At 67.3% G+C, this 22,370-nt stretch carries 24 protein-coding genes and 2 tRNA genes; 9 read left to right on the top strand and 17 right to left on the bottom strand.

Annotation, left to right across the window (positions count from 1 at the left end; translation table 11 throughout):
• Positions 1–81 precede the first annotated feature (81 nt).
• Positions 82–1,716, bottom strand: a complete 1,635-nt coding sequence (gene mqo, locus FA740_RS04120; protein ID WP_169306208.1) for a malate dehydrogenase (quinone) — start codon at positions 1,714–1,716, stop codon at positions 82–84.
• A 235-nt stretch (positions 1,717–1,951) separates the two neighbouring features.
• Between mqo and FA740_RS04115 the strand changes: the two genes are divergently transcribed.
• Positions 1,952–2,500, top strand: coding sequence for a DNA-3-methyladenine glycosylase (locus FA740_RS04115; protein WP_136855516.1), 549 nt, complete (start codon positions 1,952–1,954; stop codon positions 2,498–2,500).
• A gap of 9 nt (positions 2,501–2,509) precedes the next feature.
• Here FA740_RS04115 and ggt read toward each other — a convergent pair whose 3' ends face one another.
• The 11 genes from ggt to FA740_RS04060 all read right to left on the bottom strand — a co-directional run bounded on the left by ggt (position 2,510) and on the right by FA740_RS04060 (position 11,791).
• Entirely contained in the window at positions 2,510–4,315 is a 1,806-nt protein-coding gene (gene ggt, locus FA740_RS04110; RefSeq protein ID WP_136855515.1) for a gamma-glutamyltransferase, read from the bottom strand.
• 72 nt (positions 4,316–4,387) lie between these two features.
• On the bottom strand, positions 4,388–4,930 hold the full coding sequence (locus FA740_RS04105) for a DsbE family thiol:disulfide interchange protein (RefSeq protein ID WP_246053462.1): 543 nt from the start codon (positions 4,928–4,930) through the stop codon (positions 4,388–4,390).
• The gene (gene ccmD, locus FA740_RS04100) at positions 4,923–5,066 is read right to left on the bottom strand and encodes a heme exporter protein CcmD (protein WP_136855514.1); all 144 of its coding nucleotides are present in this window, start codon (positions 5,064–5,066) and stop codon (positions 4,923–4,925) included. The genes FA740_RS04105 and ccmD overlap by 8 nt, the downstream gene beginning before the upstream one ends.
• Positions 5,063–5,788 carry a heme ABC transporter permease CcmC gene (gene ccmC, locus FA740_RS04095; protein WP_136855513.1) on the bottom strand — a complete coding sequence of 242 codons (726 nt, stop codon included), beginning with the start codon at positions 5,786–5,788 and terminating at the stop codon, positions 5,063–5,065. Before ccmC ends, ccmD begins: the two co-directional genes overlap by 4 nt.
• 52 nt (positions 5,789–5,840) lie before the next feature.
• Positions 5,841–6,497 carry a heme exporter protein CcmB gene (gene ccmB, locus FA740_RS04090; protein WP_136855512.1) on the bottom strand — a complete coding sequence of 219 codons (657 nt, stop codon included), beginning with the start codon at positions 6,495–6,497 and terminating at the stop codon, positions 5,841–5,843.
• The gene (gene ccmA, locus FA740_RS04085) at positions 6,494–7,126 is read right to left on the bottom strand and encodes a heme ABC exporter ATP-binding protein CcmA (RefSeq protein ID WP_136855511.1); all 633 of its coding nucleotides are present in this window, start codon (positions 7,124–7,126) and stop codon (positions 6,494–6,496) included. Before ccmA ends, ccmB begins: the two co-directional genes overlap by 4 nt.
• Complete coding sequence (locus FA740_RS04080; RefSeq protein WP_136855510.1) at positions 7,123–7,479, bottom strand: Mth938-like domain-containing protein; 357 nt, start codon at positions 7,477–7,479, stop codon at positions 7,123–7,125. Before FA740_RS04080 ends, ccmA begins: the two co-directional genes overlap by 4 nt.
• Positions 7,479–8,477: a protein translocase subunit SecF gene (gene secF, locus FA740_RS04075; RefSeq protein ID WP_136855509.1), complete on the bottom strand. Its 999-nt coding sequence runs from the start codon at positions 8,475–8,477 to the stop codon at positions 7,479–7,481. The genes FA740_RS04080 and secF overlap by 1 nt, the downstream gene beginning before the upstream one ends.
• A 1-nt stretch (position 8,478) precedes the next feature.
• Positions 8,479–10,143: a protein translocase subunit SecD gene (secD, locus tag FA740_RS04070; protein ID WP_136855508.1), complete on the bottom strand. Its 1,665-nt coding sequence runs from the start codon at positions 10,141–10,143 to the stop codon at positions 8,479–8,481.
• 18 nt (positions 10,144–10,161) lie between these two features.
• Positions 10,162–10,494 carry a preprotein translocase subunit YajC gene (gene yajC, locus FA740_RS04065; RefSeq protein ID WP_136855507.1) on the bottom strand — a complete coding sequence of 111 codons (333 nt, stop codon included), beginning with the start codon at positions 10,492–10,494 and terminating at the stop codon, positions 10,162–10,164.
• Positions 10,495–10,624: 130 nt separating this feature from the next.
• A complete protein-coding gene (locus FA740_RS04060) occupies positions 10,625–11,791 on the bottom strand; it encodes a M20 aminoacylase family protein (RefSeq protein WP_136855506.1) in 1,167 nt (388 codons plus the stop codon).
• 65 nt (positions 11,792–11,856) lie between these two features.
• On the opposite strand from FA740_RS04060, the gene mazG reads away from it, so the two are divergent.
• Positions 11,857–12,666 carry a nucleoside triphosphate pyrophosphohydrolase gene (mazG, locus tag FA740_RS04055; RefSeq protein WP_136855505.1) on the top strand — a complete coding sequence of 270 codons (810 nt, stop codon included), beginning with the start codon at positions 11,857–11,859 and terminating at the stop codon, positions 12,664–12,666.
• Positions 12,667–12,671: 5 nt separating this feature from the next.
• On the opposite strand, the gene dusA is transcribed toward mazG, so the two are convergent.
• From dusA to FA740_RS04030, 5 genes are all read right to left on the bottom strand, one after another.
• Positions 12,672–13,643 (bottom strand): tRNA dihydrouridine(20/20a) synthase DusA, encoded by a 972-nt coding sequence (gene dusA, locus FA740_RS04050; protein ID WP_136855504.1) that lies wholly within the window; start codon positions 13,641–13,643, stop codon positions 12,672–12,674.
• Between the two features lie 72 nt (positions 13,644–13,715).
• Positions 13,716–13,790 (bottom strand) — tRNA-Val (locus tag FA740_RS04045).
• 59 nt (positions 13,791–13,849) lie between these two features.
• Complete coding sequence (locus FA740_RS04040) at positions 13,850–14,152, bottom strand: DNA-binding protein (RefSeq protein ID WP_136855503.1); 303 nt, start codon at positions 14,150–14,152, stop codon at positions 13,850–13,852.
• 112 nt (positions 14,153–14,264) lie between these two features.
• Complete coding sequence (gene lon, locus FA740_RS04035) at positions 14,265–16,682, bottom strand: endopeptidase La (RefSeq protein ID WP_136855502.1); 2,418 nt, start codon at positions 16,680–16,682, stop codon at positions 14,265–14,267.
• Positions 16,683–16,806: 124 nt separating this feature from the next.
• The gene (locus FA740_RS04030) at positions 16,807–18,162 is read right to left on the bottom strand and encodes an ATP-binding protein (protein ID WP_136855501.1); all 1,356 of its coding nucleotides are present in this window, start codon (positions 18,160–18,162) and stop codon (positions 16,807–16,809) included.
• A 34-nt stretch (positions 18,163–18,196) separates the two neighbouring features.
• On the opposite strand from FA740_RS04030, the gene FA740_RS04025 reads away from it, so the two are divergent.
• The 7 genes from FA740_RS04025 (at position 18,197) to FA740_RS03995 (ending at position 21,947) form a co-directional block, all read left to right on the top strand.
• The gene (locus tag FA740_RS04025; RefSeq protein WP_136855500.1) at positions 18,197–19,057 is read left to right on the top strand and encodes an MBL fold metallo-hydrolase; all 861 of its coding nucleotides are present in this window, start codon (positions 18,197–18,199) and stop codon (positions 19,055–19,057) included.
• A 61-nt stretch (positions 19,058–19,118) separates the two neighbouring features.
• A tRNA-Asn gene (locus FA740_RS04020) sits at positions 19,119–19,193 on the top strand.
• Between the two features lie 322 nt (positions 19,194–19,515).
• Positions 19,516–19,845, top strand: coding sequence for a hypothetical protein (locus FA740_RS04015; RefSeq protein WP_136855499.1), 330 nt, complete (start codon positions 19,516–19,518; stop codon positions 19,843–19,845).
• An 87-nt stretch (positions 19,846–19,932) separates the two neighbouring features.
• Positions 19,933–20,853, top strand: a complete 921-nt coding sequence (locus FA740_RS04010) for a site-specific integrase (protein WP_136855498.1) — start codon at positions 19,933–19,935, stop codon at positions 20,851–20,853.
• Complete coding sequence (locus tag FA740_RS04005) at positions 20,850–21,356, top strand: site-specific integrase (RefSeq protein WP_136855497.1); 507 nt, start codon at positions 20,850–20,852, stop codon at positions 21,354–21,356. Before FA740_RS04010 ends, FA740_RS04005 begins: the two co-directional genes overlap by 4 nt.
• 64 nt (positions 21,357–21,420) lie before the next feature.
• The gene (locus FA740_RS04000; RefSeq protein ID WP_136855496.1) at positions 21,421–21,684 is read left to right on the top strand and encodes a hypothetical protein; all 264 of its coding nucleotides are present in this window, start codon (positions 21,421–21,423) and stop codon (positions 21,682–21,684) included.
• Between the two features lie 26 nt (positions 21,685–21,710).
• Positions 21,711–21,947: a hypothetical protein gene (locus tag FA740_RS03995; RefSeq protein ID WP_136855495.1), complete on the top strand. Its 237-nt coding sequence runs from the start codon at positions 21,711–21,713 to the stop codon at positions 21,945–21,947.
• Positions 21,948–22,370: the final 423 nt, after the last annotated feature.

Raw genomic sequence — 22,370 nt, 5'->3', positions numbered from 1 at the left:
CGTCCCCGTCATCATTGACATGTGTATATTCCATACTTCCATACCAGTAAAGACCGTATGGGACCGCATCCGGGCCAAGCCTTACAGGAATTCGCGACGCAGATCCTCGGGGCGGCGCAGCTCCAGCAATTCGTTGGAATAGGCCCAGGCATCGGCCAGCCGCCGCGGGTCCCGCGCCAGGTCGGTGCCAAAGCTGGGCACCAGATCGCGCACCCGCGACTGCCAGGCGGCCGAGGCGAAGCGGTCCGGGAACATGGTCTGCAGCGCGTTCAGCATGATCGACGGCGCGGTCGAGGCCCCCGGCGATGCCCCCAGCAGCGACACAAAGCTGCCATCGTCCGAGGCGACCAGCTCGGTCCCGAACTGCAGGCTGCCGCCGCCCTGTTCGGTGCGCTTGATGATCTGGACGCGCTGGCCGGCCTGGGTCAGCGACCAGCCCTCGGACGGGGCGTCGGGGAAATACTCGCGCACCTGGTCGATGCGGGCGTTCTGGGTCTGCATCACCTGGCCCGCCAGATAGGTCACCAAGCCGAAATCGTCGATGCCCACATCGATCATCGGACGCAGGTTGGCGGAATTGATCGACCGGAACAGGCCGGTAAAGCTGTCCTGCATCAGGAAATTCGTCGAGAAGGTCGCGAAGGGCCCGAAGGCCAGCTTGCGCACCCCGTCGACATAGCGCGTGTCCAGATGCGGCACCGACATGGGCGGGCTGCCCGCCGCCGCGCGGCCATAGGCCTTGGACAGGTGGCGGTCGGCCACCGCGGGGTCCTCATGGACCAGGAACGAGCCACCGACCGGAAAGCCGCCATAGTCGCGCGACTGCGGGATGCCGCTTTTCTGCAGCAGCAGCAGCGCGGCGCCGCCCGCGCCGTTGAACACATGCGTGGCGTCGATGGCGCGGGGCGCGTTGTCGGCGCCGATATTGCGGAAGGTGATCCGCCAGGAGCCGTCGGCGTTGCGCGACAGATCCTCGACCTGGGTGTCCAGGAACAGGCTGCTGTTCTCCTGCGCGGCATAGGAGGCGACCAGCTGGCGCGTTACCTCGCCCCAATTGGCGTCTGTGCCCATCGGGTGCCAGGTCGCGGCGATGGGCTGGCCGGGGTCGCGCCCCTGGGTCAGCAGGGGGGCCCATTCCGCGATGCGGCCCGCATCGGCCGAATACTCCATCCCCGCGAATAGCGGGTTCTGCGTCAGCAGATCGTGGCGCTGCTGCTGGAAGGCGACATCCTCGGTCCCCATGCCAAAGCCCATATGCGGGACGGAATTCAGGAAGCGGCGGGGCTCGCGCATCTCTCCGATGCGGATCATCGAGGCCAGGAACTGGCGCGTGACCTGGAACTGTTCGTTGATGCGCACGGCCTGGTCGATGACCATCTGCCCGTCGCGGATCGGGGTATAGTTCGGCTCGCACAGGGCGGAATGGCCGGTGCCGGCATTGTGCCACACGCCCGAGCTTTCCAGCGCGGGGGCGTCCAGACGCTCGAACATGGCCATGCGAAAGCCGGGCTGCAGCTGGCCCACCAACGCGCCCAGGGTGGCGCCCATGATGCCGCCGCCGATGATCGCCACATCCACGCGCCCCTCGGCCGACAGCGCGCTGCGCCCGCAACCGGCCAGGGCCACGGTCCCCAGGGCGGCGCCGCCCAGCAGGACATGGCGGCGGTTCGGACGGGGCGCGCGGTCGGCCTGGGCCATCTGGTGCAGGGGGTTCATGAGGCAATCCTTTGTGCAGGTCTGGCCGCATCCCCTAGCGAAGGGGGGCGCGGGACGAAACCGCAGGCACCCCCGCTTTTGCCAAGCGGGCGGCAGCCATGCGTCAGGCGAATGGCTGGCCGGTGACCGCCCGGGGGTTGCCCGTGCGACGGGCGGGCGGCACGATGCCCCCAACCACAGCAGCCCAAAGGCCCGCCATGCCCACACGTCCTTCCTCCAACGCCGCGTGCCGCGCATGACCGGGCTGGCGCAGGCGATCGCGGGCCTTGACGTGGTCGCGCTGGCGCGGCGGCTGATCGGGGCGCGGCTGGATGTGGAGGACGCGGGCGGCCTGATCGTCGAGACCGAGGCCTATGCCCAGGACGACCCCGCCTCGCACAGCTTTCGCGGGCCGACGGCGCGGAATGCGGCCATGTTCGGGCCTGCGGCGCGGGCCTATGTCTATCGGTCCTACGGGATCCACCTGTGCCTGAACGTGACGGCGGGGGATGGCGCGGCGGTGCTGATCCGCGCGCTGGTCCCGGACCGCGGCCTGGCCGCGATGCAGGCGCGGCGGGGCAGCGCGATGCTGTGCAACGGGCCGGGGCGGCTGACGCAGGCGCTGGCGGTCCGCCCCGAGGATGACGGCGCGCCCCTGGACGGGCCGCGCCTGAGGATCGTGCTGTCCGACCCGGTGGCCGATCTGCTGGTCGGCCCGCGTATCGGCATCAGCCGGGCGCAGGACCTGCCCTGGCGGTTCGGCCATGCGCGGGCGGGCGGGTTCAGCAGGCCCTTTCCGCGCTGAACCCGCGCATCAGCCGCCGATGGCGATGCCCTCGCGGCGGGGATCGGCGCCGCCCTCCAGCCCGTCGGGCGTGATCACGATGCCCTGCAGGCCCGATGTCAGCGCGGTCTCGTTCAACTCGAACCCCATCTGGGTCAGCCCGTCGGTCAGGGCGGCGGGCAGGCCCGCCTCGATGTCCATCGGGCCAAAGCGGTTGACCAGGTTCGGGGCCGCGATGGCCTGTTGGATATCCATGCCCCAGTCCAGATGCGCGACGATGGCGCGGGCGACATAGCCGATGATGCGGCTGCCGCCGGGCGAGCCGATGACCATCGCGGGCGCGCCGTCGCGCAGCACGATGGTCGGCGCCATCGACGACCGCGGCCGCTTGCCCGGCGCGATGGCATTGGCGATGGGCCAGCCATCCGCGTCATGGGTCTCAAAGCTGAAATCGGTCAGCTCGTTGTTCAGCAGGAAGCCTGCCGCCATCACGCGCGAGCCGAACCCGTTCTCGATGGTGGTGGTCATCGACAGCGCGTTGCCGTCGCCGTCCACGATCGAGATATGCGTGGTCGAGGGCAGCTCCAGCGCGCTGTCCTGACCCCACAGCGCCGCATGGCTCCAGCCCGGCTGGCCCGCCGTGACCTCGGGCAGGCTGTCGTCGCCCGCCAGCAGCGCGGCCCGTTCGGACAGATAGGCCGGGTCCACCAGCCCCTCGGTCGGCATCGGCACGAAATCGACATCGGCCATGAACCGCCCCCGGTCGGCAAAGGCCAGCCGCGAGGCATCCCCGATCAGCCGCCAGGCCTCCGCGCTGTCGGCGCCCATTTCGGCCAGGTCATAGCCGCCCAGCATGCCCAGGATCTGCCCCACCGTCAGCCCCCCGGACGAGGGCGGCCCCATCCCGCAGACATCGTGGTCGCGGTATTCGACGCAGACCGCCGGACGTTCGATCACCCGATAGGCGGCCAGGTCGGCGGCGCTCAGCAGGCCCGGATTGCCCTCGGCCCCGCGCACGGCGGCGACGATCTGTTCCGCGATGGGACCGCTGTAGAAGGCATCGGCCCCGTCCCGCGCCAGCGCCCGCAGCGTGTCGGCATAGGCGGGGTTGGTCAGGGTGCTGCCCTGGGCCACGGGCTGGTCGTCGGGAAAGAAATAGGCGGTCGTGTCGGGGAAACGCGCCAGCGCATCGCCCTCATCCGCGACCAGGGTGGCCAGCCGCGGGGAGACGGTGAACCCGTCCTCGGCCAGGCCGATGGCGTCGTCGAACAGCCCCGCCCAATTGGCGCGGCCCCATTTGCGATGCGCGACCTCCAGCAGGCGGGGCGTGCCGGGGGTGCCGACCGACAGACCGCCCACGACCGCGTCCATGAAGGACAGCGGCTCTCCGGCGTCGTTCTGGAACAGGGTGGGGGTGGCGGCCATGGGGGCGGTCTCTCGCCCGTCCAAGGTGGTCACCGCGCCGGTCGCGGCGTCGTACCAGACCAGGAACGCGCCGCCCCCCAGGCCCGAGCTTTGCGGCTCGACCAGGCCGAGGACGGTCTGGACCGCGACCATCGCGTCGGCCGCGCTGCCGCCCTGTTCCAGCACCCGCGCCCCGGCCTGAACCGCCAGCGGATGGGCCGCGCTGACCATCCAGTCGCTGCCGGTGACGGCGCGACCCTCGGCCTTGGCGGTCAGCCCGGCGCGGGCCGCATCGGTCAGATCGCCAAAGCCGTCGGTCGCCACCTGATCGCCCGATGCCCCTTCGGGCGCGATCGCGTCGGTCGCCTGCTGGGCCCCCGCCCAGGTCGCGCTTGTCATCAGCAAGGCCAGTGCCAGTCCGGTCCGTGTCATCTGCCATCCCTTCCGTCTTGTGCATACCATTCGGGGCAGCATGGCGCGGCAGGGGGCGTGACGCAAGCGCGGCTAGTCCTGGGCCTCCAGCGCGCGCTCCAGCTGGGGCAGGAAGCGATGGGTGTAATCGGCATCGACCAGCGGCCCGGCATGGCGATAAAGGACGCGCCCCTCTCCATTCAGGATGAAGGTCTCGGGCGGGGCGGTCACGCCCCAATCGATCGCGGTGCGGCCGCGCGGATCGGTGGCGATGGCCGCGAAGGGATCGCCGTCGGCCTCAAGGAAGGCCAGCGCATTCTGGTCGATGTCGCGCAGATCGACGCCATAGACGGGCAGCTGTTCGGACAGCGCCATCAGGGTCGGATGCTCCAACCGGCAGGGGGGGCACCAGCTGGCCCAGAAATTCACCAGCTTGACCCCGGGCTGGCGCAGCATCTCGTCGGTCAGGGGGGTCTTGCCGGGCAGGGTGGTGTCGGGGATGGGCGGCGCCTCGCGGCCCACCATGGCCGAAGGGACCGCGCCGGGGTCGTCGCGGTTCATGCCCCAGAGGAACATCCCCGCCAGCGCGGCAAAGACCACCGGCGGCAGCGCCATCAGCGGAGAGATCCTAGCCATGGCGGTCATGCTCCTCCAGGGCGCGGCGGGCGCGGGCGTTGGCAGCGACGGTCTGCCAGACCAGTCCCACGATCAGCGCGATGCTGACGCCATAGGCCATCAGCACGGTCGTGGCGTATCGTCCCAGGTCGATCATGCACGCATCTCTCTCGCTTGCAGGGCGGCCAGACGGCGCCTGCGGATTTCGGTTCGGGTGCGGATCAAGAGCAGCGCCAGGAACAGCAGAAAAAAGCCCAGCATCGCCAGATACAGCGGATAGCGATAGACATGGCTCATCCGTTCGCCGGACTGCACCGACAGGCTGGCCCCCTGATGCAGGCCCTGGTTCCAGAACAGCACCGCATAGCGCGACAACAGCGCAAAGACCGACCCCACCAGGCACAGAACGCCGGTCAGGTCGGCGGCGCTGTCAGGGTCCTCGACCGCCGACCACAGCGCGATATAGCCGACATAGAACAGGAACAGGATCAGGAACGAGGTCAGCCGCGGGTCCCATTCCCACCAGGTCCCCCACATCGGCTGGCCCCAGATCGCCCCGGTGGCCAGCGCGATCAGCGTCATCACCGCGCCGATGGGGGCGGCGGCCTTGGCGGCAAGCGCGCTGACATGGTGGCGGCGGATGATCCAGATCAGCGACGCTATCAGCATCATCACCCAGATGTTGATCGCCATCATCGCGGCGGGCACGTGCAGGAACACGATCTTGACCGTCGATCCCTGCCGGAAATCGTCGGGCGTCAGAAAGCCCCAGACCACCCCCGCCGTGCAGCAGATCGCAGCAGCGCCGACCAGCCAGGGCAACAGCCCGTCGGTCGTGCGCATGAACTGGGCCGGGTTCGCGTATTTCCAGATCGACATGTGCCCTCTATCCCCCGTTTCGCGCGGCCCCTCAAGGGGGCGGGCGCGTCTCTCACCGCAGATTGACCCGCAGCGCCGCCGCCGCGGCCCAGGGGATCAGCGCCAGCACGCCAAGCGTGATCCCGGCCAGAAACAGCAGCGGCGTGGCGGTCGCCTGACCCTCGGCCCCGCGGCGCGTGATCTCGGCGCCAAAGATCAGCGTCGGGATGTACAGCGGCAGCACCAGAAGCGACAGCAGCAAACCGCCGCGCCGCAGCCCCACCGTCAGCGCCGCGCCGAACGCGCCGAGCATCGACAGCGCCGGCGTGCCCACCGCCAGCGACACGACCAGCCAGGGCATCGCCTGGCCAGGCAGCTGCAGCAGCACCCCGAACAGGGGCGCGGCCAGCACCAGCGGCAGGCCGGTGGTGATCCAATGCGCCAGCGCCTTGATGGCGACGGTCCCCTCCAGCGGCAGGGGGGCGGTGGCCAGCAGGTCCAGGCTGCCATCCTCGTGGTCCAGCGCGAACAGGCGGTCCAGCGACAAAAGGCACGCCAGCAGCGCGCCGACCCACAGGATGCCCGGCGCGACCGGGGCCAGCGTGGCGCGGTCGGGGCCGACGCCAAAGGGCACCAGCGCCGACAGGATCAGAAAGAACGCGACGCCCAGGCCAAAGCCCCCGCCCGCCCGCGTGGCCAGCCGCAGATCGCGGAGCAGCAGCGCGATCACGCGAAAGCCTCGTTGAAGCCCGAGGGGCGTGTGGCCCGCGTGCCGGGACGGGCGCGATAGGGGGTCAGGTCCAGGACGCGGGCCTGGGGCAGGCCCAGGTCGATATGCGTGGCGATCAGTGCCGCGCCGCCCTGCGCCATGTGACCCGCCAGCATCTGCGCAAAGCGCCCGACCGAGGCCGTGTCCAGCGACACCGTCGGCTCGTCCAGCACCCAGATCGGGCGGGCCGTCACCATCAGCCGCGCCAGCCCCAGACGGCGTTTCTGCCCCGCCGACAGCGCCGCCGCCGGGCGATGGGCCAAGGCCGTCAGATCCATCGCCGCCAGTGCCCGATCGATGCCGCCGCCGCCGAAGACCTGCGCCCAAAAGGCCAGGTTCTCGGACGCGGTCAGGGCGGGTTTCAACCCGTCGGCATGGGCGGCATAGGCGACGGTATCCTCCCGCATCTCGATCCGGCCCGCGACGGGGGCCTGAAGGCCCGCGACGGCGCGCAGCAGCGTGGTCTTGCCTAGGCCGTTCGGGCCGCGCAGGATCAGCGCCTGTCCGGCCTCAAGGGCAAAGGTCACGCCCTCGACCGTCCGCAGACCGCCGCGCGCGACGGCCAGGTCGTGGACGGAGAGCAGGCTCACACGGGCAGCAGGGCGCAGGCGACGCGGCGACCCTCGGAGAGGGTCACGTTATAGGTGCGCGCGGCCGTGGGCGTGGTCATCGTCTCGACCCGCAGGCCCAGGAACGACAGGGCCGCGATCAGATCCTGGGGGGCAAGGGCGACCTGTTCGCCCATGCCCAGAAACAGCACATCCACGCGGCCCGCCAGAGCGCGCAGGGGCGCGTCGTCCGACAGCCCGCCCCAGGGGGTGACGCGGTCGCCCTCGACCACCTGGGGGCCGTGGCTGACCTTGCCGCCGATGCGGAAGAAGCCGGGGCCATAGCTGTCCACCGCGTTCTGGCCCGAGAAATCGGTGGGGATCAGCTGCGGCATCAGACCTCCTCGGCGCCCTCGAAGGGCGAGACGTTCTTGCGCGGCGCCTTGGGGTCCTTGGGGTCGGACGGGCCCCAGTCACGGCGCACGCCCAGCCACAGGACAAAGTTCTTGGCGACATAGATCGACGAATAGGTGCCGATCAGGATGCCGAAGGTGATCGCGAAGACAAAGCCCCGGATCACGTCGCCGCCCAGCACCAGCAGCGCGATCAGCGCCAGGAGCGTTGTGCCCGAGGTCATCACGGTCCGCGACATGGTCTCGTTCACGGACAGGTTCATCACCTCGCGCAGCGCCCGGGTCTTGTACTTGACCAGGTTCTCGCGCAGGCGGTCGAACACCACCACCGTGTCGTTGATCGAATAGCCGACGATGGTCAGCAGCGCCGCGATGGTCGTCAGATCAAAGCGGATCTGGAACAGCGCAAAGATGCCCATGGTGATCAGCACGTCATGGAACAGCGACACGATCGCGCCCACCGCGAACTGCCATTCGAACCGCAGCCAGATATAGACCGAGATCGCCGCCAGCGAGGCCAGGACCGAATAGATCGCGGTCTTGACCAGTTCGGCCGAGACCTTGGGCCCGACCGATTCCACCGAGGGGAAGGTCATGTTGGGGTCGATCTGGCGCAGTGCCTCCTCGACGGTGGCGATGGTCTGGGGCGTCACGGCCTCGGTGCCGTCCTGGGCGCTGATGCGCACCTGGGCCACGTTCTGATCGGCGCGGAAACCGGGGTCGAACACCTCGGTGATGGCCACGTCGCCCAGATCCAGGCCCGTCAGGGCCGCGCGATAGGCCGCCACATCCACCGACTGGGACGATTCCGTGCGGATCGTGGTGCCGCCGCGAAAGTCGATGCCAAAGTTCAGCCCGTTCACGAACAGCACGACGACCGAAGCCAGCATCAGGAACGAGGACAGGCCGAAGGTCACGAACTGCCAGCGGAAGAAGTCGATATTGGTCTGGTCGGGGACCAGTTTCAGACGGAAACCCATGTCACACCTCGATCTGCTTGGGGCGCGCGCGCTCGAACCACATGATGGTGATCAGGCGGGTCACGAACAGCGCGGTAAAGACCGAGGTCACGATCCCGATGGTCAGCGTGACCGCGAACCCCTTGACCGGGCCAGAGCCCAGGACGAACAGGATGCCCGCCACGATCAGCGTGGTGATGTTGGCATCCACGATGGCCGACATCGCCTTCTCATAGCCCAGCTCGATCGCGCGGGCGGGGCCGCGGGCGCTGCGCAATTCCTCGCGGATACGCTCGAAGACCAGGACGTTGGCATCGACCGCCATGCCGATGGTCAGCACGATGCCCGCGATGCCGGGCAGGGTCAGCGTGGCCCCGATCAGCGACAGGACCGCAAACAGCAGGATCATGTTGAAGCTGAGCGCGACCGTCGCGAACAGGCCGAACCGGCCATAGGACAGGATCATCAGCGCGATGACCGCGATGAAACCCACGCCCGCCGCGACCTTGCCCGCGTCGATGCTGTCCTGTCCCAGTTCGGGACCGACGGTGCGTTCCTCCAGGAACTCCAGCTCGGCGGGCAGGGCGCCCGCGCGCAGCAGGATGGACAGCTGATTGGCCTCCTCGAAATTCATCGACCCCGAGATCTGCCCCGAACCGCCGGTGATGGCCGAGCGGATGACCGGGGCCGAGATGACCTCGTTGTCCAGCACGATGGCAAAGGGCTGGCCGATATTGGCCGAGGTATAGGACCCGAAGGCCCGCGCGCCGGTGGGGTTGAAGCGGAAGTTGACCGAAGGCTGGCCGTTCTCGTCGCTGCCGGGCATGGCGTCGACCAGATCCTCGCCGGTGACGACGGGACTTTGTTCCAGGATATAGAACAGGTTCGGCTGGTCGATCGCGGGCGCGATGATCTGGCCCGCGCCGGGCTGGGCCTGCGGATCGGCGGTGGTGCCCAGAACCGGGTTGAAGGTCAGCTGCGCGGTCGTGCCGATCAGCGCCTTGAGTTCGGCGGCAGAGCCGATGCCGGGCACCTGGATCAGGATGCGATCCTCGCCCTGGCGCATGATGGTGGGTTCGCGGGTGCCGACCTCGTCGACGCGGCGGCGCACGATCTCCAGCGATTGCTGGATGGTGCGGTCGTCGGTCACGGATTTTTCGGCATCCGACAGCTGCACGGTCAGGGTCGCGCCCTGGGCGCTGATGGCCAGCGACTGCTGGCCCGCGCCGGTCAGCGTGGTGACGGGGGTCGAAAATCCGCGCACGATCTCGGTGGCGCGGGCCATCTGGTCGGGGTTGCCGATCTCGATGGACAGGGTGCCGTCGGGCGACTGGACGCGGCGGACCGCGCCGATGGTGTCGCGTTCGGCGGCCAGGGCGCCGCGCAGTTCGGGCCACAGCGCGTCCATGCGCGACTTGTAGACCTGGGCGACCTGAACCTCGCCCAGCAGGTGGGCCCCGCCGCGCAGGTCCAGCCCCAGATTGACCAGATTGGACGGCATCCACGACGGCCAGCCGTCCCGCGCCGCGATCAGGTCGGGCGTCTCGACGCCGGTGGCCTCGATCCGGGCCACGGCATCGTTATGCGCCTCGACACGGGCGTAGAAGGCATTGGGCAGCGCGTAGAGCAGGCCCAGAAGGCAGATCCCGAAAATCAGGACGCGCTTCCATCGGTCGATCTGAAGCATGGGGGCGTGGGCCTTTTATCAGCTGTTGGCGGCGACGGGTTCGGTCTTGTTGACCACCTGCGCCAGGGTCGAGCGGATCACGCGGACGCGCACGCCCTGGGCGATCTCGACCTCCAGCTGGTCCTCGCCGACGCTGGTGACCTTGCCCATGATGCCGCCCTGGGTGATGACCTGATCGCCCTTCTTGACGGCCTCGACCATGGCGCGATGGGCCTTGAGGCGCTTTTGCTGCGGACGGATCATCAGGAAATACATGATCGCGAAGATCAGGATCAGCGGGATGAACTGCGCGAAGGCGGCTCCGGCTCCGGCGCCACCGGCGGCCTGGGCATAGGCGGGGGTCACGAACATCAATCGTCCTTTCGGTCTGGGGGCGCGACCGGGGCCGCGTCAGGATTGGCGCGCAACCTAGCCGCGCCGCCCGCCCTTGGCAAGAAAGCGCCGTGGCCCCTCCGGGCAAGGGCGGGCAACGGCTTCGTGATCAAAGGGACGCAGGTTGTGCACGCTCGACCAGGCGGGCGAAGAAGCTGGCGCCAATGGGGGCAATGGCGTCGTTGAAATCATAGGCGGGGTGATGGACGCCCGCGCTGTCGCCCTGGCCCAGGAACAGATAGCAGCCGGGCCGCGCGTTCAGCATATAGCTGAAATCCTCGGCGCCCATCTCGCGGCCCGCATCGGGGTGGACGCCGCCCGTGCCCGCGATCTCCTGGGCGACGCTGACGGCAAAGGCGGTCTGGTCGGGGTCGTTCACCGTGGCCGGATAGCCCTGCTGATACTCCAGCCGCACGGCCACGTCATAGGCCGCGCCCTGGCCGTCGCAGATCTGGGTCATCCGGCGGCGTACCATGTCGCGCACATGCGGCGCGAATGTCCGCACCGTGCCGCAGATGTAGGCCGTGTCCGGCACGATGTTGTCGGCGCTGCCGGTATGGATCTGGGTGACCGACAGGGCCAGGTCGTCGGCGGTGTGGTGGTTGCGGCTGCTGATCGTCTGAATCGCGCCGACGATGGCCACGGCGGCCACGATCGGATCGGCGGTCAGATGCGGCATGGCGCCATGCCCGCCGCGGCCCTGGACATGGATCTCGAACGTGTCGACGGCGGCCATGATCGGGCCGGGCGTGGTCTGAAAGCTGCCCATCGCCTGGCCCGGGTTGTTGTGCATGGCAAAGACGCGGGCGATGTCGAACCGATCCATCAGGCCGTCCCGCACCATCGCGTCGCCGCCGCCGCCGTTCTCTTCGGCGGGCTGAAAGATCAGCGCGACGCGGCCCGCGAAGTTGCGCGTCTCGGCTAGGTACTTGGCCGCCCCCAGCAGCATGGTCGTGTGCCCGTCATGGCCGCAGGCATGCATCCGACCCGGCACGGTCGAGGCCCAGGGCGCGCCGGTCGTCTCGGTCATGGGCAGGGCGTCCATGTCGGCGCGCAGTCCGATGGTCGGGCCCTCGCCACGCCCGCGGATGATGCCCACGACGCCGGTGCGGCCGATCCCCTCGTGGATCTCGTCCACGCCGAAGTCGCGCAGCCGGTCCGCGACGAACGCCGCCGTCTGATGGCAGTCGAAGCCCAGTTCGGGATGCTGGTGCAGGTGACGGCGCCATTCGGTCATCTGATCGGCGAAATCGGCGATGCGGTTCAGGACGGGCATGTGGACTTGGACCTTTCGCTGTGGCAGTCGAAGACGGCATCATCCGCGTGACGAAGGGAATTGCAATGGCCGACCCCCGCGACCCCGCAGCCGAAATGACCCGACTGCTGGGCATCATGGCTGCCCTGCGCGACCCCGACACGGGCTGCCCCTGGGATGTGGAGCAGACATTCGCCACCATCGCCCCCTATACCATCGAGGAGGCCCATGAGGTCGAGGACGCGATCCAGCGCGAAGCCTGGGACGAGCTGCCCGGAGAGCTGGGCGATCTGCTGCTGCAGGTGGTGTTCCAGGCGCAGATCGCGCGCGAGGCCGGGATGTTCGATTTCGCCGATTGCGCCGCGGCCATCAGCGACAAGCTGATCTTTCGCCATCCGCATGTCTTTGGCGACGAATCGCGCGACAAGACCGCCGAACAGCAGGTCGCGGATTGGGAGGCGATCAAGGCTGTCGAACGCGCGGGCAAGGCCGAACGCGGCACGCTGGACGGCGTGGCGATGGGCCTGCCGGCGCTGACGCGCGCGGTCAAGCTTCAGAACCGTGCGGCGCGGGTGGGGTTCGACTGGCCCGGTCCCGGCGATGTGCTGGCCAAGATCACCGAGGAGACGGCTGAGCTGGTCGAGGCGCGCGACACCCTGGGCCCCGAGGCGATGGAGGAGGAGTTCGGCGACCTGCTGTTCGTCATGGCGAACCTGGCGCGGCACCTCAAGATCGACCCCGAGCTGGCCCTGCGCCGCGCCAATGCCAAATTCACGCGGCGGTTCGCGTCGATCGAGGCGGCGTTGGCCGCCGAAGGCCGCCGCCCCGAGGACAGCGACCTGGCCGAGATGGACCGGCTGTGGGACGCCGCCAAGGTCGCGGAACGGGCGGGCTAGGCCGCCTACGTCACCTGCGCCAGGGCGTCGTCATAGACCTCGATGCCGCCCCTTGAGGCGCCCTCGGACAGGGTGCGCTTCCACGCGCGGGCGCCGGGCAGGCCGTGGAACAGGCCCAGCATATGGCGCGTCATCTGGTGCAGGCGCCCGCCCTGCGACAGATGCGTGACGATCATCGGCCGCATCGCCAGCGCGACATCGGCGGGGGTCGCAAAGGGCGGGGCGTCGCCCCACAGCGCATCCGCCGCACCCAGGATGTTCCAGGGTTCGTGATACGCCGCCCGCCCGACCATCGTCCCATCCATCACGGCCAGCTGGTCGCGCGCCTGATCCAGCGTCGCGATGCCGCCATTGATGGACAGGTGCAGGTCGGGGAACTGCGTCTTCATCGCATGCACCAGCGGATAGTCCAGCGGCGGGATCTCGCGGTTCTCCCTGGGGCTGAGGCCTTTCAGCCAGGCCTTGCGGGCGTGGATGGTCACGCGGCGGATGCCCGTATCCTGCAGCATCGCCAGGAATTCGGGCAGGACCCGGTCGGCCTGCTGATCGTCGACGCCGATGCGGCACTTGACCGTCACGGGGACGGGGCTGGCATCCTGCATCGCGCGCAGGCAGGCCGCGACACGCTCCGGCATGGTCATCAGGATCGCGCCGAAGGCCCCCGACTGCACCCGGTCACTGGGGCAGCCGCAATTCAGGTTGATCTCGTCATAGCCCCAAGCGGCGGCGATGCGGGTCGCCTGACCCAGCTCGGCCGGGTCCGATCCGCCCAGCTGCAGGGCCAGCGGGTGTTCTGCCGCGTCGTAATCCAGCAGGCGCGGGCGGTCGCCATGGATGATCGCGGGGGCGGTCACCATCTCGGTGTACAGCAGCGCGCGGCGCGACATCAGGCGATGGAACCGCCGACAGTTGCGGTCGGTCCAGTCCATCATCGGCGCGACGGACAGGCGCGCGGCAAGGGCGATCGGGTCGGGCATGGGGTATCCGGTCTGACGGTGTCGCTGCGCGATATAAGGGGGCGGGGCCGAAAGCGCAAACCGGAGGGGGAATGGTGGGTGATAAGGGATTTGAACCCCTGACATCTTCGATGTGAACGAAGCGCTCTACCACTGAGCTAATCACCCGCTGCGCAGGCTCTTACCGCCGCCCGCGCCCGGTTGCAAGAGGGCGAAAACCGTTTCCCTCAGCTCTTTTCGCCGGGACCGGGCCTGCGGCGCAGGCGCAGGGTGATCACGTCGCCGCCGCGCGCATCGCGTTCCAAGTTGATTCGCGCGCGCCCCAGGGGCGGCACCGCCAGCGTCTGCCCCGAGGACAGCACCATGCCCAACTGCGCCAGCGTCGCCTCGATGATCGGGCGGGCATCGCTGCGCCGGGCCCCGGTGGCGGCGACCACGCGGTCGATGAAGTCGCGTTTGTTCACCACCAGCGCGGCATGAGGTTCGGGCAGGGCGGGTGGACTATCGGTTCCGACGGTCTCGGACGGCATGGCTGAGCCCCCAGATCAAGGCGATATCGTCCAGCCTAACCTAGTCTGACCCTGCGTCAACCGTCATGACGGCCGCCGGGCCGGGGAGGGTCCCCGGCCCGGCAGTCCTGCATCAATGCGCGACAGTACTGCCCTGTCCGTCGGTGCCGCGTTGACCGGCCAGGCGGGCGGCCTCGGCGGCCTCTTCGGCGGCCTCGTCCCACTCGATCGCCTTGGGCTGGCGCACCAGGGCGTGGCGCAGGACCTCGCGGACATTGCTGACCGGGATGATGGTCAGGCCCTGTTTGACGTTGTCCGGGATCTCGACCAGATCCTTTTCATTGTCCTGCGGGATCAGCACGGTCTTGATCCCTCCGCGCAGCGCCGCCAGCAGCTTTTCCTTGAGCCCGCCGATGGCCAGCACATTGCCGCGCAGCGTCACCTCGCCGGTCATGGCGATGTCCTTGCGCACCGGGATGTTGGTCATCACCGACACGACGGATGTCACCATCGCGATGCCCGCCGACGGCCCGTCCTTTGGGGTCGCACCCTCGGGGACGTGAACGTGGATGTCGCGCTTGTCGAATTCCGGGGGCCTGACCCCGATCTCGGGCGCGACCGAACGGACAAAGCTGGAGGCTGCGTCGATCGATTCCTTCATCACGTCGCCCAGCTTGCCGGTCGTCTTCATCCGGCCCTTGCCGGGCAGACGCAGCGCCTCGATCTGCAGCAGGTCGCCCCCGACCGAGGTCCAGGCCAGACCCGTCACGACGCCGACCTGGTCCTCCTTCTCGGCCAGGCCATAGCGGTGGCGGCGCACGCCCAGATACTCCTCGACCTTCTCGGGCGTCACGTCGACCGACGTGACCTTGCCCTTGAGGATCTCGGTCACGGCCTTGCGGGACAGCTTGGCGATCTCGCGCTCCAGCGAACGGACCCCGGCCTCGCGGGTGTAATACCGGATCATATGAGTCAGCGCCTCGTCGGACACGCTGAACTCTCCCTTGCGCAGACCATTGGCGGCGATCTGCTTGGACAGCAGGTGGCCGCGCGCGATCTCGCGCTTTTCATCTTCGGTATAGCCCGACAGGCTGATGATCTCCATCCGGTCCAGCAGCGGGCCCGGCATGTTGTAGCTGTTGGCCGTGGTGACGAACATCACGTTCGACAGATCGTATTCCACCTCCAGATAGTGGTCGACGAAGGTCGCGTTCTGTTCCGGGTCCAGCACCTCCAGCATGGCGGATGCCGGATCGCCCCGGAAATCCTGGCCCATCTTGTCGATCTCATCCAGCAGGATCAGAGGGTTGGTGGTCTTGGCCTTCTTCAGCGCCTGGATGATCTTACCTGGCATCGAGCCGATATAGGTCCGGCGATGGCCGCGGATCTCGCTCTCATCGCGCACGCCGCCCAGGCTGATGCGGATGAACTCGCGCCCCGTCGCCTTGGCGATCGAACGGCCGAGCGAGGTCTTGCCCACGCCCGGGGGGCCGACCAGCGTCAGGATCGGGCCTTTCAGCTTGGTGCTGCGGGCCTGCACGGCCAGATACTCGACGATACGCTCCTTGACCTTGTCCAGACCATAGTGGTCGGCATCCAGGATCGCCTCGGCGCGGCCCAGATCCTTGCGGGTGCGCGACTTCACGCCCCAGGGCAGCGACAGCAGCCAGTCCAGATAGTTGCGGCTGACGGTCGCCTCGGCCGACATGGGCGACATCGACTTCAGCTTCTTCAGCTCGCTGTCGGCCTTGTCGCGGGCTTCCTTGCTGAACTTGGTGGCGGCGATCTTCTGCTCCAGCTCGGTCAGCTCGTTCTGGCCGTCCTCGCCGTCGCCCAGCTCCTTCTGGATCGCCTTCATCTGCTCGTTCAGATAGTATTCGCGCTGCGTCTTCTCCATCTGGGTCTTGACGCGGGACTTGATCTTCTTCTCGACCTGCAGGACCGACATCTCGCCCTGCATGTGGCCATAGATCTTCTCCAGACGCGCGGCGATCTCCAGCGTGTCCAGCAGGTCCTGCTTGCGGTCCAGGTCGATCCCCATATGGCCCGCGACCAGATCGGCCAGCTTGCCGGGATCGGTCGTCTCGGACACGGCGGTCACGACCTCGTCGGGGATGTTCTTGCGGACCTTGACGTAACGCTCGAACTCCTCGGTGACGGTGCGGACCAGCGCGGTCAGCGTCGCTTCGTCGCCATCCGTCTCGTCCAGGATGCGGGCCTCGGCCATGAAATGGTCGTCATGGGGCACGAAATCGGTGATTTCCACACGCTCTCGGCCCTCGACCAGCACCTTGACGGTGCCGTCGGGCAGCTTGAGCAGCTGCAGCACATTGGCCAGCACGCCGGTGCGATAGATGCCTTCCTCGGTCGGCTCATCGACCGCGGCATCCATCTGGGCGGCCAGAAGGATCGGGCTGTCCTGTTCCATCACCGCTTCCAGCGCGCGCACCGATTTCTCGCGGCCCACGAACAGGGGCACGATCATGTGCGGGAAAACGACGATGTCCCGCAGCGGCAGCACCGGATAGGTCTGGGTGGAGAATTCCGTCATGGTATGTCCTTTCTGCCCGAAGCCGCGGCCCCGTCATGGCGACGCGCGGCCTCTGCACCGCATCAATCTAGGGCCGTCGCCCGGCGCGTTCAATATGACAGCAAGAATGCTGCCTATTATGGCCTCATCGGGGGATCACGATCTCGGCGCGCAGCCCCCCCAGACGGGGACCGCGACCCAGGCGCAGCTGCCCGCCATGCGCCCGCGCCACGTCCGCCGCGATGGCCAGGCCCAGCCCCGCGCCCTGGCCGCTGTTCCTGCGCCGCGACGTGTCCAGCCGGGTAAAGGGCCGCATCGCCGCGTCCAGGCTGTCCTCGGGGATGCCGGGGCCGTCATCCTCGATGCCGATGCGCAGGCTGCGCGGGCCCAGGGCCGCGTCCATCTCGGCCCGGTTGCCATAGCGGACGGCATTGCCGATCAGGTTCTCCAGCGCGCGGCGCAGCATGTCTGGGCGGAACGTCGCCAGCCCGTCGCGGTCGCCCTCGAACTGGACCAGCTGCGCCTGCTGGCCCGCACGCTGCGCATCGGCCACCAGCGTCTCCAGGAACCCGGCCGCCGCCACCTGCTGGGCGGGGCTGTCGCCCGCATCGTCGCGGGCATAGTCCAGGAATCCGTCCACCATGCGGTTCATCTCGGCGATGTCGGCCTCCATCGCGCTGATGTCGCCCGGTTCGGGCGGCATGTCCGGCCCCACCATCGACAGCCCCAGACGCAGCCGCGTCAGGGGCGTGCGCAGGTCGTGGCTGATGCCCGACATCATCAGTTTGCGCTGATCGTTCTGCCGCTCCAGCCGGTTGCGCATGTCCAGAAAGGCCGTGCCCGCGATGCGGATCTCGACCGCGCCCGAGGGGCGATAGGGCACGATCCGCCCCTTGCCATATTCCTCGGCCGCATGCGCCAGCCTGCGGATCGGGCGCAGCTGGTTGCGCAGAAAGATCGTGGCGATCCCCGTCATCAGCAGCGATGTCAGCACCATCAGCACCAGCAGCTGATGCGGGTTCGACGCGCTGACCCGCCGCCGGTCAAAGCTCAGCGCATAGGGCCCCTGCGGCCCGTCCAGCGCCACGACCACGCGCTTGTCATCCGTGGCCAGATCGACCGAGACGATCTGCGGCAGCGCCTCGCGCAGCACCTGCGTGACGATCCGCCCCGAGAAATCATAGCGCAGCCTGCGGTCCGCCGGGGCAGGCACCGCGGGCAGGGTCAACTCCAGCTCCAGCGGGCGGGCGACCGACACGCCTGCGCGGCGTGCGGCCTCCGGGCCGCCGGCGCTGTCGATCAGCCTGGCGACAAAGGCCACCTCATGGGACATGCTGGCGGTCATCTGCCGGGTCACGCCCTCGAAATGGCGCTGCAGGAACATCACGCTGACCACCAGCGTCACCACCACCACCGGCAGGAACAGGATCAGCGCCGCCCGCGCATACAGCCCGCGCGGGATCAGCTTGCGCAGCGTGGTGGGGTCTGCGGGGTTGGTCATGGCGGCCTCCGGCTTGCCGCGCTAGGCTAGCGCCATGAGCACGCCCGCGAAAGAGCCGCTGCCGATTCTGGCGCCAAACCCCTCGGACCTGACCGGGCCGGGCACCACGACCTGGCTGATCGGCACCGACAGCGTCGCGGTCATCGACCCCGGCCCCGACATGCCCGCCCATCAGGAGGCCGTGGCCCGCGCCGGTCAGGGCCGCATCAGCCATATCCTGGTGACCCACGCCCATCGCGACCACAGCGGGGGCGCCGCGCGCCTGTCGCGGCTGACCGGCGCGCCGGTCCTGGCCTTCGGCGATGCCGGGGCAGGGCGCTCGGCGCTGATGACGCGGCTGGCCGCAACGGGACTGGGTGGGGGCGAGGGGCTGGACCACGACTTCGCCCCCGACCGCCTGCTGCGCGATGGCGAGGTGGTGTCGGGGCCCGACTGGTCGCTGACCTCGTTGCACACGCCCGGCCATGCAGCGGGGCATCTGTCCTTTCAGTCGGGCGACACGATCCTGTGCGGCGATGTGGTGATGGGCTGGTCCTCGACGCTGATCTCGCCGCCGGACGGGGATCTGGCCGATTATTTCCGCACGCTGGACCGGCTGGCGGCGCTGGCCCCCCGCTGCCTGCTGCCTGCCCACGGTCCCGCGATCGAGGCCCCGCTGCCCCGCCTGGCCGATCTGGCCCGCCACCGCCGCGCGCGCACGGCGCAGATTCTGGCCGCCCTGCGCCAGTCGCCCGATTCCGCCGCAGGGCTGGCGGCGCGCATCTACACGGTGCCGCCCGGGCTGCTGCCGGCGGCGACACGCAACGTCCTGGCCCATCTGATCGCCCTGGCCCAAGTCGGAGCCGTTGATTTTACGGACGAATTATCCCTCGATACGGTTTTTTCGGCTGCCTGACGAAAAAGCGCCAAACGGCTCTGGACGCCCCCGGAACAGGTTGCTATATCCCGCCTCGTGTTCCGGCGTAGCTCAGCGGTAGAGCAGTTGACTGTTAATCAATTGGTCGTAGGTTCGATCCCTACCGCCGGAGCCAATATATTGAAAGATCTATATAGATCAAATAGCTACGCGTAGTCGCTGCGATTACAGACAGCTTTAACGTCCTCTGTGCCCATCCCTGTGCCCGGGTCTGTGCCCGGAGACGACTGAAAATGCCCAGGACCCCCTATCTCGTAAAGCGCGGACACATGTTTTGGTGGCGCCGGCGAAAGCCGGCTTTAATTCTTCCGCAACCTTTTTGTGGCACTGAAACTCTCGGCACGGTTCCGGCTGGCACCGGGTCCGGCTCGCTTGGTCATTTCGCCGTCAGCCTGCGCACAACCTGTCCAAGGGAAGCTGGCAGACGGGCTGCGAGGATGAACATCCTGTTCGAGGAGAAACGGCGAAGCATCGAGACCGCCATGGTGAGGGACGACGTGATGAACGACGAGAGCTATCGTGACCGCGCCGTGGCGGACATGGCAGCCGCCCTTCGCGCACAGGCGGAAATGTTGGCGCGTCAATTGGCATCCCCCCGACCAGACCTCCTCGCGGTCCTGCCGCTAGAGCCTGCCGCGCGTGCTTCATCGACGGTCGCACCTCCGCTGGTGGGAGAAGCCCTGACCGGCATCGCAGGCACGAGCCGGATCGACGATCCGCAGTTTGAGCGTGCCGTTCTCAAGATGGCTGACCGTGAAGGCTGGTAGCACGACGATCCCAACGAGATCGTCGCACAGTTCGACATGATGCTGACCGGGCTGTTCACTCTCTAGGAAGAATACCTGCGCTACTGCGTGAGAAAAGGTCTCGATCCTGCCGCCGCTCTCCCCTCACTCGCGCCTCTCGATGGCGCGCTCTCGTCAGTTGCGAACGACATCCGCGTAGTCATCAACCCTCTTGCGAGCGCTGTGCCACCGGACGAAGCCCCAGCGGAGACCCTCGGAAAGCAGCGTATCAGGAAGAGCAAGGCCGGACGCCGCTTCTCGGAGCACACCGCGCGGTTCCTCGATCTCCGGTCCGAAGGGTTCGATCTGAAGAAGCGCCATGAGGTGCCGGACACCAAGGCCGGCCAGCGTTTCACCAAGACCAGCCGGGCGAACTTCCAGGGGACGGTCCGCCTCTTTCTTGAAGCCCATGGCGATATCTTCGTCGAAAACATCGACGAATCATTGCTCTCGGATTTCTTCTCGCTTCTTGACCGGATACCGGCCAGCCACGGCAAGTCGTCCAAGGACCGTCGTCCGGTCCGAAAGGTCATCGAAGAGACCGACCGCGAGCAACGGAACGCGATCGAGCGGCGCCGCGCCGAGATGCAACGCGACGGACTGAATCCCGGCGAGATCGAAGATTGCCTTGACGGACTACGTATCCCGCGGCTCAGGACCAACACTTGCAAACGTCATATGGACACGATGGATCAGATCTTGGGATTCGCGGTTTTCGAAGGCTTGCGGCCAGACAACCCCGTCAAGCAGGTCAAATGGACTTACAAGGAACTCTCCCGGCGCCTAGCGAACGAGGAAGATGCCGATCGCTTGCCTTGGGGAGATCGCCTGCCCAAGCTTCTTGGCTCGCCGATTTACCGGCAACCGCTTTCGGAACCGGGCGATCCGCTGTTCTGGGCACCGCTGGTGGGCCTCTTCGCCGGATTTCGGATGGAAGAGTTTCTGCAACTCGGAACACATGATTTCGATACGGTTGAGGGGTCCCGGTGATCAACGTCCTGATCACGGGATCATCGCAAAGCAGGAAGCCCAAGGCGGCAAAACGAGGCATCCCCATCCCCGACGCACTTCTTGATCTCGGACTACTGAAGCTGGTCCGGTTGCGTCGTGCGGCGAACCAGAAGAGGCTGTTCACTTACCTCGATCGCGGTCAGGCAAAAGGCACCTTCAGCGAAATTTTTTCGAAGAGGTTCACCCACTACCGCAGGAGATGCGATATCTACGACCGTGCCCGGGATTTCCACTCGCTCCGGAAAGGTTTCCAGACAAAGCTCACTCGGGCGGAGGTGCCGTATTACTCACGCAAGCTGCTTATGGGACATGAACTCACCGACGTGACCCACAAGCATTATTATCCGGAAGGCGACACTATCGAGATGATGCGCGACTACATCAATCGGATCGACGTTGACTGCTCGCAGATATTGCGTCCCTTCGACACTGTCAGCGATACGAATGTCCACAGACTGTCCGTGATCGAGAAACACGCATGACGACGCGTGAAACACGGCTGCGAGACTACGCAACGGGCAAACGGCAGATCAGGGACGGATAATCATGCAGAATGACGCCACCAGTATCCAAGTGATCAGCACTGCCTTCAACGAGATCTATGGCCGCGCTGACATCGTGCCTGAGCAGGAAGGGGACGCCACCTTGGAGTTTCTCATCAAGGCCGCCGTTACGGCGGTTGATGCCGTCTGCCTCTACACGCATGCCAGCGCGAATGACAACGACCGCCGAGAGAGGCCTTCGCCCGTATCGCGGCCCTGCTCACGCGTCCCGATGTTCATCGTCCCGCGTGCGCCGACTGGCGCATGATTGCCGACCATAGCTCAATCCGACTGATGCCGGCTGACGACATCAACATGCATTTCAACGGTCTTTACGAGACGGCCTCCGAAGAAACTCCGGAATGTAAAGGCCAACTCGAAAAGCTGATTGTTCTGGCCTGCGAGGCGCTTGACGCAGTCACCTACTGCACGCACGAAGACGAGGACACCGATCTGGAGGCGGACGCAATCCAAAGGGTCCGGGAACTCGTGATACTGGCAGGCCATTCCTGCATCGGCCAGTCCGCCTGAGGTGCACAGACCAGACCGGAGGTTACGACACATGCACTTCGGTCTGGCCTTGCCCCGGAACCCCCTTGTTTCCGGATCAAGGCAGCCTTCGCACGGGCGTTCAACATATCGTGTCACCACGTAGCCGCGGCACCAATGAGGACCCGACTTAGCGCGCGTCCACAATGGTTACGACAGCAGTCCATGTATAGAGAGAGCCGCTCCATCAGCGCTGACGCAGAACGGTAAGGACCGGGCTTGACGCGCTCGTTTATTGTTCCGCTCGCCCCGTATTTCCGCCAAGCGGCCGGCTAACATGCGTATTCCACGGAAGATGGGCATCGATTCCACGGCATCGTGGGCAGCCATTCCACGCCTCGGGCAGTCTGGCCGACTGGTGCATGGGGTCAGGCCCGACCTGACAGGTCAAGCGGTTTCATGGTG

It is taken from the genome of Paracoccus hibiscisoli, assembly GCF_005048265.1.
Classification (GTDB): domain Bacteria; phylum Pseudomonadota; class Alphaproteobacteria; order Rhodobacterales; family Rhodobacteraceae; genus Paracoccus; species Paracoccus hibiscisoli.
Note: the sequence above shows the minus strand (reverse complement) of the source record. Positions and strands in the feature narration are given on the sequence as shown.

Coding starts and splice junctions, on each gene's coding strand:
- mqo (WP_169306208.1), bottom strand. CDS start 1,716: ATGAACCCCCTGCACCAGATGGCCCAGGCCGACCGCGCGCCCCGTCCG.
- FA740_RS04115 (WP_136855516.1), top strand. CDS start 1,952: ATGACCGGGCTGGCGCAGGCGATCGCGGGCCTTGACGTGGTCGCGCTG.
- ggt (WP_136855515.1), bottom strand. CDS start 4,315: ATGACACGGACCGGACTGGCACTGGCCTTGCTGATGACAAGCGCGACC.
- FA740_RS04105 (WP_246053462.1), bottom strand. CDS start 4,930: ATGGCTAGGATCTCTCCGCTGATGGCGCTGCCGCCGGTGGTCTTTGCC.
- ccmD (WP_136855514.1), bottom strand. CDS start 5,066: ATGATCGACCTGGGACGATACGCCACGACCGTGCTGATGGCCTATGGC.
- ccmC (WP_136855513.1), bottom strand. CDS start 5,788: ATGTCGATCTGGAAATACGCGAACCCGGCCCAGTTCATGCGCACGACC.
- FA740_RS04080 (WP_136855510.1), bottom strand. CDS start 7,479: ATGCCGCAGCTGATCCCCACCGATTTCTCGGGCCAGAACGCGGTGGAC.
- secF (WP_136855509.1), bottom strand. CDS start 8,477: ATGGGTTTCCGTCTGAAACTGGTCCCCGACCAGACCAATATCGACTTC.
- secD (WP_136855508.1), bottom strand. CDS start 10,143: ATGCTTCAGATCGACCGATGGAAGCGCGTCCTGATTTTCGGGATCTGC.
- yajC (WP_136855507.1), bottom strand. CDS start 10,494: ATGTTCGTGACCCCCGCCTATGCCCAGGCCGCCGGTGGCGCCGGAGCC.
- FA740_RS04060 (WP_136855506.1), bottom strand. CDS start 11,791: ATGCCCGTCCTGAACCGCATCGCCGATTTCGCCGATCAGATGACCGAA.
- mazG (WP_136855505.1), top strand. CDS start 11,857: ATGGCCGACCCCCGCGACCCCGCAGCCGAAATGACCCGACTGCTGGGC.
- dusA (WP_136855504.1), bottom strand. CDS start 13,643: ATGCCCGACCCGATCGCCCTTGCCGCGCGCCTGTCCGTCGCGCCGATG.
- FA740_RS04040 (WP_136855503.1), bottom strand. CDS start 14,152: ATGCCGTCCGAGACCGTCGGAACCGATAGTCCACCCGCCCTGCCCGAA.
- lon (WP_136855502.1), bottom strand. CDS start 16,682: ATGACGGAATTCTCCACCCAGACCTATCCGGTGCTGCCGCTGCGGGAC.
- FA740_RS04030 (WP_136855501.1), bottom strand. CDS start 18,162: ATGACCAACCCCGCAGACCCCACCACGCTGCGCAAGCTGATCCCGCGC.
- FA740_RS04025 (WP_136855500.1), top strand. CDS start 18,197: ATGAGCACGCCCGCGAAAGAGCCGCTGCCGATTCTGGCGCCAAACCCC.
- FA740_RS04015 (WP_136855499.1), top strand. CDS start 19,516: ATGAACATCCTGTTCGAGGAGAAACGGCGAAGCATCGAGACCGCCATG.
- FA740_RS04000 (WP_136855496.1), top strand. CDS start 21,421: ATGCAGAATGACGCCACCAGTATCCAAGTGATCAGCACTGCCTTCAAC.
- FA740_RS03995 (WP_136855495.1), top strand. CDS start 21,711: ATGCCGGCTGACGACATCAACATGCATTTCAACGGTCTTTACGAGACG.